This window comes from Pseudoalteromonas sp. CR1, from assembly GCF_019392235.1.
In the GTDB taxonomy this organism is placed as follows: Bacteria; Pseudomonadota; Gammaproteobacteria; order Enterobacterales; family Alteromonadaceae; genus Pseudoalteromonas.
The window spans coordinates 156,239-170,238 of sequence record NZ_JAHXRM010000005.1; the positions used below are offsets into that span (position 1 = coordinate 156,239).

Annotated in this window: 10 protein-coding genes; 9 read left to right on the forward strand and 1 reads right to left on the reverse strand. The window is 40.7% G+C overall.

From position 1 onward, the window contains the following. Positions 1–2 precede the first annotated feature (2 nt). From KZZ04_RS06850 to KZZ04_RS06885, 8 genes are all read left to right on the forward strand, one after another. On the forward strand, positions 3–530 hold the full coding sequence (locus KZZ04_RS06850) for a MotA/TolQ/ExbB proton channel family protein (RefSeq protein WP_138528197.1): 528 nt from the start codon (positions 3–5) through the stop codon (positions 528–530). 52 nt (positions 531–582) lie between these two features. Then, positions 583–993 (forward strand): biopolymer transporter ExbD, encoded by a 411-nt coding sequence (locus tag KZZ04_RS06855; protein WP_006793481.1) that lies wholly within the window; start codon positions 583–585, stop codon positions 991–993. A gap of 9 nt (positions 994–1,002) precedes the next feature. Continuing rightward, the gene (locus KZZ04_RS06860; protein ID WP_219422236.1) at positions 1,003–1,608 is read left to right on the forward strand and encodes an energy transducer TonB; all 606 of its coding nucleotides are present in this window, start codon (positions 1,003–1,005) and stop codon (positions 1,606–1,608) included. A 30-nt stretch (positions 1,609–1,638) separates the two neighbouring features. Continuing rightward, positions 1,639–2,967: a CDC27 family protein gene (locus KZZ04_RS06865; RefSeq protein WP_219422237.1), complete on the forward strand. Its 1,329-nt coding sequence runs from the start codon at positions 1,639–1,641 to the stop codon at positions 2,965–2,967. 305 nt (positions 2,968–3,272) lie between these two features. After that, positions 3,273–7,361 carry a hypothetical protein gene (locus tag KZZ04_RS06870; protein ID WP_219422238.1) on the forward strand — a complete coding sequence of 1,363 codons (4,089 nt, stop codon included), beginning with the start codon at positions 3,273–3,275 and terminating at the stop codon, positions 7,359–7,361. A 63-nt stretch (positions 7,362–7,424) separates the two neighbouring features. Continuing rightward, positions 7,425–10,127 carry a TonB-dependent receptor gene (locus KZZ04_RS06875; RefSeq protein ID WP_219422239.1) on the forward strand — a complete coding sequence of 901 codons (2,703 nt, stop codon included), beginning with the start codon at positions 7,425–7,427 and terminating at the stop codon, positions 10,125–10,127. 201 nt (positions 10,128–10,328) lie between these two features. Next, positions 10,329–11,468, forward strand: coding sequence for an aspartate-semialdehyde dehydrogenase (gene asd, locus KZZ04_RS06880; protein WP_219422240.1), 1,140 nt, complete (start codon positions 10,329–10,331; stop codon positions 11,466–11,468). Positions 11,469–11,714: 246 nt separating this feature from the next. Further along, positions 11,715–12,830: a DUF748 domain-containing protein gene (locus tag KZZ04_RS06885; protein WP_219422241.1), complete on the forward strand. Its 1,116-nt coding sequence runs from the start codon at positions 11,715–11,717 to the stop codon at positions 12,828–12,830. Positions 12,831–12,882: 52 nt separating this feature from the next. On the opposite strand, the gene KZZ04_RS06890 is transcribed toward KZZ04_RS06885, so the two are convergent. Further along, on the reverse strand, positions 12,883–13,686 hold the full coding sequence (locus KZZ04_RS06890; RefSeq protein ID WP_219422261.1) for an ion transporter: 804 nt from the start codon (positions 13,684–13,686) through the stop codon (positions 12,883–12,885). 101 nt (positions 13,687–13,787) lie between these two features. Here KZZ04_RS06890 and KZZ04_RS06895 point away from each other — a divergent pair, with 101 nt between their 5' ends. Continuing rightward, complete coding sequence (locus KZZ04_RS06895) at positions 13,788–14,000, forward strand: hypothetical protein (RefSeq protein WP_058405325.1); 213 nt, start codon at positions 13,788–13,790, stop codon at positions 13,998–14,000.

A 14,000-nucleotide genomic window follows, 5' to 3' on the forward strand; every position in this document is an offset into this window, starting at 1 on the left:
CCATGGTGCTATTGATTGACTCAATCAATGCTATCCGTGATTTTCTCGACACCGGTGGCCAAGTCCTCTTGGTCATTGGAGTGTTAATCTTCGCGATGTGGTTATTGATACTCGAGCGATTTATATATTTTTTTAATGGTTTTCGTGGATATAAAAGCAGCGTTAAAGGCACATGGTCAACGCGTACCGAACGCAATAGCTGGAACGCGGAACAAATACGACAGGCTATGATTTCGCGAGCAAGTATGCGCTTGAATGCAAACCTTGCGCTTATAAATGTAATGGTGGCTTTATGTCCGCTGCTGGGCTTACTTGGCACAGTAACGGGCATGATAGAAGTGTTTGATGTAATGGCTATTACAGGTACAGGGAGTGCACGTTCAATGGCGTCAGGCGTATCTAAAGCGACAATTCCGACAATGGCGGGCATGGTCGGGGCGTTATCTGGGGTATTTGCCTCAACCTACTTACAACGTAAAGCCAAACGCGAAGTAGAACTACTTGAAGACAGCATGTTGCTAGATCACTAAATAAATTTTATGGGCGGCAAAATAAATCCCGCTCATATTAGGAGAATAAAAAATGAGAGCCCCTTTAGGTAACTTAATGCAAGAAGACGAAGCAGAAGAAATAAACATGACGCCTATGTTAGATGTTGTATTTATTATGCTTATTTTCTTTATTGTAACGGCATCGTTTGTAAAAGAAGCAGGCATTGACGTTAACCGCCCAGAAGCTGCAACTGCGGTTAAAAAAGAAAGAGCCAACATTTTAGTTGCTATTTCAGACAAAGGTGAAATTTGGATTAACAAACGCCAAATAGATGTTCGCGCTGTGCAAGCGAATATTGAACGCTTAAAAGCTGAAAACCCACAAGGTAGTGTTGTAATTCAAGCTGATAAAAAAGCGACTACCGATACGTTAATTAAAGTAATGGATGCCGCACGCGCTGCAGGTGTGTTTGATGTTTCAATTGCGGCTCAAGAAGCGTAAGGGTAAGTAATGCGTTATTTAGTAGCATTAATAGTAGCCGGTGTAGTCACGTTTATGCTGTTTTTGGGCATGCAAGCGCTTATAACCGGCGGCGAAGGGGCTATGAGTGAGCCTGCAAAAGGTAATGTACTTGATTTTGTTCGTTTGAAAAAAGAAGAAAGTGTTCAAAAGAAAGAGCGTAAACCACAAAAGCCACCTACGCCAAAAGAGCCACCACCACCCATGGAGTCGCCACGAATGCAAAGTAGTGATGCCAATGCCAACGCCAATAATTTTGATTTTGGCGCAAATGTTGATGCCGATGTTAATTTGGCGGGTGGCTTAGCACTGGAAACCAGTGATGGCGAATACTTACCTATTGTAAAAGTTGCTCCGGTTTATCCGCGTCGTGCTTTATCACGTGGCATTGAAGGGTATGTAATTGTTGAATTTACTGTTACAAAGCAAGGCACAGTTCGCGACCCTCAAGTATTAAAAGCTGAGCCTGAGTCGTTATTTGACCGAGCTGCAATGGATGCAGCCCTTAAATTTAAATACAAACCTCGTGTTGTCAATGGTGAAGCTGTTGAAGTGGCGGGTGTTCAGAACAAAATATCTTTTCAAATTGGCGGATAACAGCCAATTTTTAAAGTCTGTGAGGCGATTATGAAATTACTAACTACAGCTCAATTTTTAAAAGTAACACTACTTTGTACCACTGCGATAGGCATGAGTATTGTTACACCGAGTGCACTAACGTTGTTACCTGGCGTATCTATTATAAGTGCGCAAGCGGCGCAGCAGCAAAAAACTAAACGCGTACCTGCACTACGTGAAAAAGTGTACAGCCAATTAGCGCGTGCACAAAAACTGGCAGACGACGGAGATATTAAAGCGGGACTTGAAGCGCTAGATAGCATTAATGAACGTTCTTCAAGTATGAACTCATACGAAATAGCCATGATGCATAATTTTTATGGGTTTATTTACTACAATCAGAACGACTTACCAAAAGCGATTGCTTCTTTCGAAAAAGTAGTAGCAGAAGAGGGTATCCCTGAAACATTACGTTTAAGTACCACTTTTAGCTTGGCGCAATTGGCTATGGCAAACAGTGATTACGACAAGGTTATTGCGTTTTTAGATAGTTGGGATGAAATTAACACTCAGCCAATCCCTGAAGGGTATTACTTACTTCGCGCCCAAACGTATTATCAATTAAAAGACTATAAGCAAGGGCTTAACTATATAACGAAAGTTATCTCATTAAGTGATGACGAAGGCAAAACGCCAAAAGAAAACTGGCTTGTGCTGCAACGCGCAATGTTTTACTCATTAAATCAAACCAATAAGGTTGTTGAAGTACTTGAACGTATGGTTAAACTTTACGACAAACCAGAGTATTGGGTACAACTTTCAGGTATGTATGGTGAAACCGGGCAAGAGAAAAAACAATTAGCCATCATCGAGGCAGCATACCAACAAGGTTTTTTAACTTCTAGAGCTGATTTACGCCAACTTGCACAAGTTTATTTATACAATGGGCTTGCATATAAAGCGGCACAAGTAATGAGTAAAGCAATTGAAAAAGGCATTGCCGAACAATCAGCTAAAAACTATGCGTTTGTCGCTGAAGCAATGATCCAAGCAAAAGAAGATGAAAAGTCGATTACTTATTTTGTAAAGGCGGCTGATTTATCAGAGCATGGTAAATATGACCAACGTTTAGCTGAAGTTTACGTAAACATAGAGCAATACGACGATGCTGCTGATTCAGCTCGTAAAGCCCTTGATAAAGGCGGCCTTGATTTTGAATCAAATGCATTTGTTGCTTTAGGGATGGCGCAGTACAACCTACAAAATTTTGATGCGTCTATATTAGCGTTTGAACAAGCTGAAAAACACAAAAAATCTCAACGTTTAGCACAACAGTGGATCAAGTATGTAAAGCGTGAAAAAGTGCATGCAGAAACCCTAAAAACTGCGCTGCTTTAAATTTAAAACAACCAAACGCCAAAATTTTTGGTGTGTAATACCTATTTCATAATCGCACTACGCAAGCCGACTCAATAATAATTGAGTCGGCTTTTTTATTGTTTCTATAATTAAGTTGTTGAATTTTAATAATATAGTTTTGTCATGTTATGTTTATTAAAGTGTAACTCCAGTGTCATATAGCTCCCGTAAGGTAAGCCCTGCTGATAACTCAAGTGACCTTAGCGCATTACTCAGTGCTTTAAAGTGACTTGAGTTTTTATAAAGCGCTAACAAAATAATTAAATACTTTAACGGAGTGAACAATGAAATTATCTGACTTATTCAAAGTTAGTTTGATTGCAACTGCAGTATCTTTAGCGGGTTGTGGTGGTGACTTAGTAGTATCTGAAGGCGACACAACAATTAATGAAGGCGATACAATAACAAACGTTGTTGAAGGCGGCTCAGACACAGGCGGTGAAACGTCATCTCGCGATGACTCACAAAACGGCACAACTGGTTTTCCTACCACTATTGATAACGCATTTGTTCAAGGTTTAGCTACTGATGTTTCTAGCGAATTTCCGGCAATTACAGACAAGCCAGTATATCGTCTAACAGCAGATACAACGTTCACTACTGATGCAACATTTACAAATGATGCACATTGGATTTTAAATGGTCGTACAGCGGTAGGTAATGACCGTGCAGATAACGCAAAGCTATACATTCAGCAAGGTACAACAATTATTGGTGAATCAGGGGATGACTTTTTAGTTGTTCGTCGTGGTTCACAACTTGAGTCGGTTGGTACTGTAAGCCAGTCAATAACAATGACCTCAATTCAAGATGTAACAGGCGGCGAAACAGCCATTGGTCAATGGGGTGGTTTAGTATTATTAGGTAATGCACCTGCCAATTCATGTGGCGACCAAGAAGGTGAAGCAACTGCAGATGAACTTGCTAACTGTGGTGTGTCTGCAGAAGGCGATGCAGGTCAATTTGGTGGCGATGTTGCAGACGATGATTCGGGTACATTAAAGTATTTAATCGTTAAGCAAGCGGGTAAAACATTAGGTAACGGTGATGAGCTAAACGGTATTTCGTTTGCTGGTGTCGGTTCAGCTACAACAGTTGATTACATTCAAGTACACGAAAACCTTGATGACGGTATCGAGTTTTTTGGTGGTACAGTTAATGTAAGTAATGTTGTATTAACCAGTATTGGTGATGATTCACTTGATTGGTCGTTCGGTTGGACAGGCTCTGCAACAAACGTATACATTCAGCAAGCTGCAAACGTGGGTGATAACGCAATTGAAGCTGACAACTCTGAGTTTGATTCAAACGCTACACCATTAACTATGCCTACAGTATCTAATGTAACAATTGTAGGTGCAGAAGGTAATAATGGTATTCGCTTGCGTGCAGGAACTGCAGGCGCATTAAGCAATGTATTCGTAACTGGTCCCGCTACTTACGAAAATTGTTTACGTGTGGGCTCTGACTCTGTACCTCGCGCAGAAGACGGCACACTGACTATTACTAATTCAATTGTTGCATGTCAAACAACGGCTAACAATTTTGGCAGTGAAGCGATTAATGGCGGCGATGTTAAATCGTGGTTTGAGGCGCAAGACGGCAACCAAACACTAACTCCAGCAGACTTAATGCTTGACGATAATGGTTACACACCACTTCCAGGTTCACCGCTTATTGCGAATGGACAAATTGGTGCATTTAATGGCACAACCAATTGGATGGAAGGATGGACTGTAGGTATTAATGGTGGCTTCCCAACAGATATTTCAAATGCATTGGAGCAGGGTTTAGCGACTAATGTATCCAGTGAATTTCCACAAATTACCGATAAGCCTGTTTACCGATTAACTGAAGATACTACATTTACAGCCGATGTAACGCTTACAAACGATGCTCATTGGATTTTAAATGGTCGAACTGCGGTAGGTAACGATCGTGCAGATGAAACAACGCTTTACGTTCAAGCGGGTACTACGCTAATTGGTGAAACAGGTGATGACTTTTTAGTTGTGCGTCGTGGTTCGCAAATTAACGCAAATGGTAATGCAACATCGCCTATTACCATGACATCTATTCAAGATGTAACGGGTGGTGAAACAAATATTGGTCAATGGGGTGGTTTAGTATTACTTGGTAATGCACCTGCTAACTCATGTGGCGACCAGCAAGGTGAAACAACACCAGAAGAGCTCGCTAACTGTGGTGTATCGGCAGAAGGTGATGCCGGTCAGTTTGGTGGTGATATCAGCGATGATAACTCAGGTGTTCTTCGTTACATTGTTGTAAAACATGCTGGTAAAACGCTAGGTAATGGTGATGAACTAAACGGTATTTCGTTTGCGGGCGTGGGCTCACAAACTAAAGTTGAATATATTCAGGTTCATCAAAATCTAGATGACGGTGTAGAGTTCTTTGGTGGTAGCGTTAATGTACGTAACATTGTACTGACTGATATTGGTGATGATGCATTTGACTGGTCGTTTGGTTGGACAGGTCGTGCACAAAACATCTACATTCAACAAAGTGCTGTTGAGGGCGATAACGCCATTGAAGCTGATAACTCTGAGTTTGATTCAAATGCAACGCCTTTGACTAAGCCACTTATTTCTAACGTCACTATTGTAGGTGCCGATGGTACTAACGGTGTTCGTTTACGTGCAGGTACAGCGGGTGTGCTTCGCAATGTTGTTATCACTGGCCCAGATGGATATTCAAACTGTTTACGTGTAGGTTCTGACTCGGTAGCTAATGCAGAGTCGGGTGAGCTTTCTATTGAGAACTCAGTAGTAGCCTGTAATGAAGATAATAACTTCGGTAGCGAAGCGATTGCTGGTGGCAACGTTCAATCGTGGTTTGAAGGCCAAACGGGCAACCAAACACTCACCGCTGCAAGCTTAAGCTTAGCAACAGATGGATTTACACCTAAGTCTAGTTCACCTTTACTAGGCGCAGGTGTTGATACCTCTGACCTTGATTCGTTCTTCACTAAAACCGATTACATTGGTGCGTTTGATGGCGATAACAACTGGATGGAAGGGTGGACCGTTGCTATTAAACCTAGCTTTCCAACTGATATCCAAAACGCATTAGAACAAGGCCTTGCAACAGATGTGTCTGCTAGTTTCCCAGCTATTACCGATAAGCCAGTTTATCAGTTAAATTCTGATGTGGTATTTACCGCTGATGTGACACTAACAAACGATGCGCATTGGATCTTAAAAGGACGTACAGCTGTGGGTAATGACCGCGCTGATAACACAACATTGTATGTTCAGTTTGGTACAACATTAATTGGTGAATCGGGTGATGACTTCTTAGTTGTTCGTCGTGGTTCTAAAATTGAGGCGGTAGGCACAGCAACGCAGCCAATTACCATGACGTCTATTCAAGATGTGACGGGTGGCGAAACAACAATTGGTCAATGGGGTGGCTTAGTATTATTAGGTAACGCACCGGCCAACTCTTGTGGCGACCAAGAAGGTGAAGCAACTGCGGATGAACTTGCAAATTGTGGTGTATCTGCGGAAGGTGATGCTGGCCAATTTGGTGGTAATGACCCAGAAGATAACTCAGGTACGTTAAAGTATGTTGCTGTAAAACAAGCGGGCAAAACGCTAGGTAACGGTGATGAGCTTAACGGTATATCACTGGCTGGTGTAGGTAGCCAAACAGAGCTAGATTACATCCACGTTCATGAAAACCTAGACGACGGCGTAGAGTTTTTCGGTGGTACTGCAAACATTAGCCACTTAGTGCTTACAAACATTGGTGACGATTCTCTAGATTGGTCATTTGGTTGGACGGGTAAAGCGCAATACGTACTTATTAAGCAATCAGGCTCTGAGGGCGATAACGCGATTGAAGCTGATAACTCTGAATTTGATTCAGATGCATCACCACTTACTATGCCTACTATTTCTAATGTAACCATTATTGGTGATGCAGGCGTAAACGGTATTCGCTTACGTGCAGGTACTGCCGGCATACTTAAAAACGTAGTGGTCACCGGCGGCGCAGATTACGCAAACTGTTTGCGTGTAGGTTCAGACTCAGCACCACGTGCCGAAGACGGTTCACTTAGTATTACTCACTCAGTGGTTGCGTGTGAAACAGCAAACAACTTTGGTACTCAAGCAATTGGTGATGGCAATGTTGAGTCTTGGTTCTTAGGTCAAGCTGGTAACTCAGTACAAGCTGCTGCAAGTCTTGCACTAGCGAGTAACGGTTACATGCCTTCAAGTGAGTCATTATTACTGGGTGCTGGTTTTGATTCGTCTAGCTTAGATAGTTACTTTGATAAAGTAGATTACATTGGTGCAATGGATGCACAAACAGACTGGACAGCGGGTTGGGTAAAAGTAGGTCTTTAACCTTAAACGCTTTAGGCCGGGCGAAAGCCCGGCTAATGTCTTGTTTTGTTTCGGAGTATAAAAATGAATTCTTATAAACCCTCTAAACTTGCCCTATCAACATTAAATTGCGCCGTTTTGGCTGCACTATTTGGTTGGTCGGTAAATACTGCCGCTGCTGCAGAAGCCGACATTCAAGAGCAAGAAATAGAAGAAGTGGTTGCAGTAGGGCAACGACTCAAAGGGAGCGCAGGTGCAGTACTGCAAGAACGCCAAAATCAGGCGTTTGTTGCTGATATTATGGGTGCCGACCAAATTTCACGTACCGGCGATGGTGATGCAGCATCGGCTCTTCGCCGTGTTACAGGCTTAACCTTAGTTGATGGTAAATTTATATATGTGCGTGGTTTAGGTGAGCGTTACTCAAGTACACAATTAAATAGCATGTATGTACCAAGTCCCGATCCTACCCGCTCGGTTGTACCTCTTGATTTATTTCCATCTGAAATAATCGAAAGCTTAAGTGTACAAAAATCTTTTTCACCCGACATGCCAGCGCACTTTGGTGGTGGTAATGTAAATATTCGTACTAAATCAATTCCTTCTGACTTTTTATTTAAAGTACAAGTAGGTACTGCGTACAACACATCAAATAGTGACACGGGTTACTTTTACGAAGGTGGTGATGATGACTGGATGGGGCGCGATGATGGTACGCGAGCTTTATCAGGTGTTTTTACTGATGCACTTACCAGCGACGTAGGCCTTGAAGGTAATATTAACTCTACGCTAGATGAGCGTAAAAACCTGATTCAATCGCTTGATTGGAATGTGGGTATTAGCAAGGAAGATGTTGACCCAGCTATGAGCTTTTCTGTTGCCGTGGGCGATAGATTTGAAAGCGAAATAGGTACGTTTGGTGTGCTTGGTGCTGTGTCCTATGACAACGAGTGGGAAGTTGTTCAAGAACAAAGTGGTTCAAGCTTAGGTAGTTTGGGCTGTGAGAACAAATGTTTTGCACAATATTACGATGGTACATCGACTGAACAAAATGTTCGTTGGAGCGGTACATTAAATTTAGGGTACGAACTTAATTCAAATCATAAGTTTGAGTTAACCAATATAGCTTTGCATGATATGAGCGATCGTGTTCGTAACCGTAGCTACTACGACGCCAATGAAACCGAAGAAGGTGAGACTGAACTTCGTCGTGTTGATATCAGCTATGAAGAGCGTGAAATGTTTTCTTCTCAGCTAAAAGGTACGCATAACTTTCCAGATTTAAATAACTTATTTGTTGATTGGTATGGTGGTTTAAGTCGCGCAAATCGAAACGCACCTGGTGGCTTAGATGTCGTTTTTCAACAAAACTTTAATAACGGCGTATTTGAGTCTGAGCAACTTCAAGATGTGGCTGCGACCAATATTACGCGTGAATACCAAGTACTTCACGATGACGTAGAAACGTTTGGTTGGAATATGGGGTTACCTTTTTATGGCGATGGTTACGAGCTTGAACTAAAAATTGGTGGAGATTTTTCAGAAAAAACGCGAGATGCAAGCAATGTTAAATTTGGCATAACGCACCGTGGTATAAGCGATGAGTTTACGTTTGGTAATAACATTAGCGATATTTTTGCCGATGCAAACACATCAAACGACGCCTTTTATACAAGTAGCACAGGCGCTGGTATTTTTGACGATGGTACAACTGACGGCGACAAATACAGTGCAGCGCATAAGTTAGATGCTTATTACTTTATGGCTGACTACTTTTTTGAAAATACGTGGCGTATTACTGGCGGTGCTCGCTGGGAAGATTTCAAGCAAGTATCGGTAGGGTATCAGGCACATAGCAATTTATTTGAAAATACCCTTGAAGAAATTCAAGACGTTGCGATAAACGAAAATAATTTTTTTCCATCGCTTGCTGTTACGTACATCATGGATGAAGAAATGCAGTTTCGTTTAAACGTGAGCGAAACTACAATCCGTCCTGATTTGCGTGATGTAAGTACCTCGTTCTTTGTTGATCCGCTAACTGAATTTTTGGTTCGTGGTTCGCCTAGCTTACAAAGCTCTGAATTAACGAATGTTGATTTTAGGTTTGAATGGTATATGCCAACGGGTAACAACCTATCGATTGCCTTATTCTATAAAGATATAGAAAACCCAATTGAAATGGTTGAGCTTGCAGGTGTTGGTGGTGCGTCACCGCAGTTACTTACGGCGAATGCGCAATCGGGCAAACTTTCAGGTATTGAGGTCGACTTTTTAACAGACTTTGGTTTTATTAATAAAGATTGGTCGTCTGCATTTTTGTCGGGTAACGTAACGCTATCTGATTCAAGCGTTAATTTAGGTATAAATGACTCAGATAATGTCGATTCGTTATTTGAAGCTCAGCTTAAAGAAGCGCTAGAGGCTGATACTGTATCAAACATTGTTACTAATAATAAACGCCGTTTGGTTGGCCACTCTGAATGGGTTGCTAACTTACAAATGGGTTACGACTCAGGTGATGGTTTTCATTCAACATCAGTTATTTATAACGTTTTTGGTCCGCGTATTATCGTACCCGGTACGCGTGGAAATGAAGATGCTGAAGAAAAGTCGTTCCATTCTCTTGATTTAGTTTATTCTTACTTTCCTAACTTTAACTCTAAGGTTAATTTTAAAGTGAAGAATATTTTAGGCCAAGAAAAGCAAATAGAGCAAGAAGGGTTAACACTTTGGGGCCAAGAAACTGGCACCGAATTTAGCTTAAGCTACAGTTACGAGTTTTAACTTTTAGCTTTATTGATTCAAACATAGTTTATTTATAGCCCTGTATTTTATACAGGGCTTTTTTATACCTTATTGATGCATGAAAAATATTTAAGTTCTATTTTATTCACTAGTTTTAGCCGTCTAGCAGTGTTAGTTTGTTAACTTGAAAATTAGATCTCACGCAATGAATTTAATTTTTAATGTATTAAGGCATTTTTTATGAACAAAACAGTGGGAAAAACAATGAAAAAAGTAGGTTTAGTCGGTTGGCGTGGCATGGTTGGCTCTGTGTTATTAGAGCGTATGAAAAAGCAAAATGATTTTGCCAACATAGACACCACTTTTTTTACCACCTCACAAGCCGGTCAACTTGGTCCTGATTTATCCGGTGACGCAAAACCGCTACTTGATGCTAGTAATGTATCTGAACTTGCAAAGATGGACATTATAGTTACCTGTCAAGGGGGCGGTTATACCAAAGCGGTTTACCCAAAACTTCGTGAGTCGGGCTGGAATGGTTACTGGATAGATGCAGCTTCTGCACTTCGTATGAGCGACGACAGCATTATTGTACTCGACCCTGTAAATAAAGATGTAATTACTCAAGGCTTAGCGCAAGGCGTTAAAACCTTTGTTGGCGGTAACTGTACGGTATCGTTAATGCTACTTGCTTTAGGTGGGTTGTTTGAGCAAGACCTTATTGAATGGGTTAGCCCAATGACTTACCAAGCGGCTTCGGGGGCGGGCGCACGCAACATGAAAGAGCTGATTGCACAAATGGGTTCTATTCATTCAAGTGTTGCCGAGCAATTAAATAACCCAAGTTCAGCTATTTTAGAAATTGATAAAATAGTTAGTGAAAAAATGGCTTCAAGTGACTTACCACAAGATCAATTTGGCGTGCCATTAGCCGGTAGCTTGATCCCATGGATTGATGTGCCAATGCCAAGTGGTCAGTCTAAAGAAGAGTGGAAGGCACAAGTTGAAGCTAACAAAATTTTAGGTTCTACCCATCAGCCTGTCCCTATTGATGGTTTATGTGTTCGCATTGGTGCTATGCGTTGTCATAGCCAAGCAATGACCATTAAATTACGCGAAGACATTAGCGTTGAAAAAATAGAAGAAATATTAGCTTCGCACAACGAATGGGTTAAAGTTATTCCTAACGAGCGTGACATTACATCCACCGATTTAACACCGGTTAAAGTAACGGGCACATTAAGCATCCCTGTTGGGCGTATTCGTAAACTTGCAATGGGGCCTAAATATATTAGTGCTTTCACCGTGGGTGATCAGCTTCTATGGGGCGCAGCAGAACCCCTTCGTCGTATGCTTCGTATCATTGTAGACGCTGAGTAATTTCAGTTTTTTAATTTATTTATTTTATAGGGTTAGCATAGCGCTAACCCTTTTTAGTTTTTATTCCTTCCTTTCACACTTTTTTGTGACCTTTAAATAACCGTCTGTGTGGCATAGCCATTGCAAAGTTAAAATAGTATTTTGCGTGCACCTAGTAATTTAAGTACTTAACAGCTTAGTTGTGCTTATTTTTGTGTAGTTTTTACACATCGTCATGCTAATAATTACACAAATAAGGATGGTTATATGGCGTTAATTTCAAAGGTTACTCAAGCTAAATGGTTTACTACTTTTGTTTTAATCATTGTGCTTTTATTACTATTGCGCGTTGCTGCGCCCCATGCTATTCAATATTATGTTAACCAACAAATTAAACACACGCAGGGAATTACAGGCCACGTAGGTGACGTAGATTTATATTTATACCGCGGTGCGTATGCTATTGACGGCATAAAAATTTATGCAAAAGAGGATAATTTAACCCCTAAACCGCTACTTAGTGTTGCAACACTCAATTTTTCACTTTCATGGTCAGCACTTTTAAAAGGGAATTTAGTAACTAACATGCAATTTACCCATCCTGAAATTGTTGTTTACGACAAAGCCCCTAATAAAATGGAGCAAAACAAACAAGTTAAAAACGAAACAACATGGATTGGGCTTGCTAATAATTTAGTCCCTTTTTCAATTGATACATTAATTATTGATAACGGTAAGGTTTCATTAGTTAATGCCACCCGCGAGGGTGATAAACCTACTTATATTTCAAATATTAATGCTGATATTAAAAACATTACCAATGCCCAAAACCTAACTAAAACGTTAGTAACTTCTTTGAACGTTGAGGGGGATTTAATGGGCGAAGCTGCACTTTCTTTAACGGGGAAATTAGATCCATTTAGTGAAAAAGCAAACTTTGACTTTAATGTAGAGGTCCAGCGCTTTTCTGTTAAACACCTCGAAACTGTTTTTAAAGTCTATACCCCGTTTGATATTGAAGCGGGCGGAATAGATGGAGCAATGGAACTTGCTGCAAAGAACAATGTTTTAAACGGTTATGCAAAAGCTGGCGTGTATAATTTGAGTGTTTTTTCTTGGCGTGAAGATATAGAAAAAGACGATGACGGACTGTTAACCGCTATTTTTGAAGGCAGTATTGATGCTGTCAGTGCTTTACTTGAGAACGCTCAATCAGAGTTAGTTGCTGCGCGTATACCGATCGACGGCACATTAAACAATACCGACATATCAACGTTTCAGGCAGTGGTATCAGTATTAAAAAATGCGTTTTTAGACGCGTTTAAAATGGAGGTGGACGACGTGATATCGTTTGAAACAATAGAAAACACATCAGATGAATAACAGGTTAAATGAGTTTTAAGCCCCACAAACATATTTTGTGGGGCTTAAAGTGTTACTTTTTACTCAGCAATGCTTTTAACTCTGCTATTTGCGCTTGTAACTCGTTAACTTGCCCTTGTGTTGCAGGAAGTGAGTCGTTATCAGCTTGCTCTTCTCGTGCATTTCGGTGTTCTTCACCCATTACCTCTAAAATAGCGCCAACCATCATGTTTAAAAATACAAAGGCGGTTAAAAATATAAAGGTCAGGTAGTAAATCCAGCTTAGCTCGTACACCGCCATTGTTTCGTACATTATGTCGGTCCAATCTTCAAAGGTCGCTATTCTAAATAGTGTTAGCATTGAAATAGACACATCTTGCCAAAGCACAGGGTTAATGTCGGCAAACATCATACTTCCCATAGCGGCGTAAATATAAAAAATAACAAACATAAGCAGTGCAATGTAGCCCATTTGTGGGATTGCTTTAAGTAACGAGTTAACGAGTAATCGAAGCTCAGGGATCATCGACACTAACCTAAGCACTCTGAATATACGCAGTAAACGTGCTATTAGCATTGTAGAGCCCGCGGCGGGGTACAAGCTACCCAATACAATAATGGTGTCGAATATATTCCATCCCTTCGAAAAGAAGTCTTTTATGCCTTTACTTGCAACAAAGCGAATAATAAGTTCAATTAAAAAGAATGCGGTTATGCCAATATCCATCCAGTTAAGAGCAAGCTCAACCGTAGGATGAAGACTATAGGTATGAGCGCCTACAGTTAGGGCAGAAACAATAATGACAGCTATAACAAATGATTGAAATATCTTGCTTTTGTCTATACGCTGAAACAAAGCTTGTAACTGCGACATCATAATAAGTGGTCCTGTAAATACAAAGATTTTTATGGCGCTAATATACAATATAATCGTCATAAATTAACGTCTTTTTAAACGCAATTGTGTAAGGAAATTTAATGGTTATCAATAAACTAAAAACCGCGGCTGTTTTTATAATCGGATTACCTATTTTAGCTGGGTGTAGTTCCGATGCACGCTTTGAACAATTGCAGTCAGCTCGCCTTAACGAGTGCAATTACAAAGCAGATAAAGAGTATTATGAGTGCCTTAAAGAGCAAGACTCAAATTACGAAGAATTTAAAAAACAACAAGCAGAAAAAAGTAAATAA

What these genes read in the sequence shown, in the direction of transcription:
- KZZ04_RS06850 (WP_138528197.1), top strand. Translation starts at nt 3, where the DNA reads ATGGTGCTATTGATTGACTCAATCAATGCTATCCGTGATTTTCTCGAC.
- KZZ04_RS06855 (WP_006793481.1), top strand. Translation starts at nt 583, where the DNA reads ATGAGAGCCCCTTTAGGTAACTTAATGCAAGAAGACGAAGCAGAAGAA.
- KZZ04_RS06860 (WP_219422236.1), top strand. Translation starts at nt 1,003, where the DNA reads ATGCGTTATTTAGTAGCATTAATAGTAGCCGGTGTAGTCACGTTTATG.
- KZZ04_RS06865 (WP_219422237.1), top strand. Translation starts at nt 1,639, where the DNA reads ATGAAATTACTAACTACAGCTCAATTTTTAAAAGTAACACTACTTTGT.
- KZZ04_RS06870 (WP_219422238.1), top strand. Translation starts at nt 3,273, where the DNA reads ATGAAATTATCTGACTTATTCAAAGTTAGTTTGATTGCAACTGCAGTA.
- KZZ04_RS06875 (WP_219422239.1), top strand. Translation starts at nt 7,425, where the DNA reads ATGAATTCTTATAAACCCTCTAAACTTGCCCTATCAACATTAAATTGC.
- asd (WP_219422240.1), top strand. Translation starts at nt 10,329, where the DNA reads ATGAACAAAACAGTGGGAAAAACAATGAAAAAAGTAGGTTTAGTCGGT.
- KZZ04_RS06885 (WP_219422241.1), top strand. Translation starts at nt 11,715, where the DNA reads ATGGCGTTAATTTCAAAGGTTACTCAAGCTAAATGGTTTACTACTTTT.
- KZZ04_RS06890 (WP_219422261.1), bottom strand. Translation starts at nt 13,686, where the DNA reads ATGATGTCGCAGTTACAAGCTTTGTTTCAGCGTATAGACAAAAGCAAG.
- KZZ04_RS06895 (WP_058405325.1), top strand. Translation starts at nt 13,788, where the DNA reads ATGGTTATCAATAAACTAAAAACCGCGGCTGTTTTTATAATCGGATTA.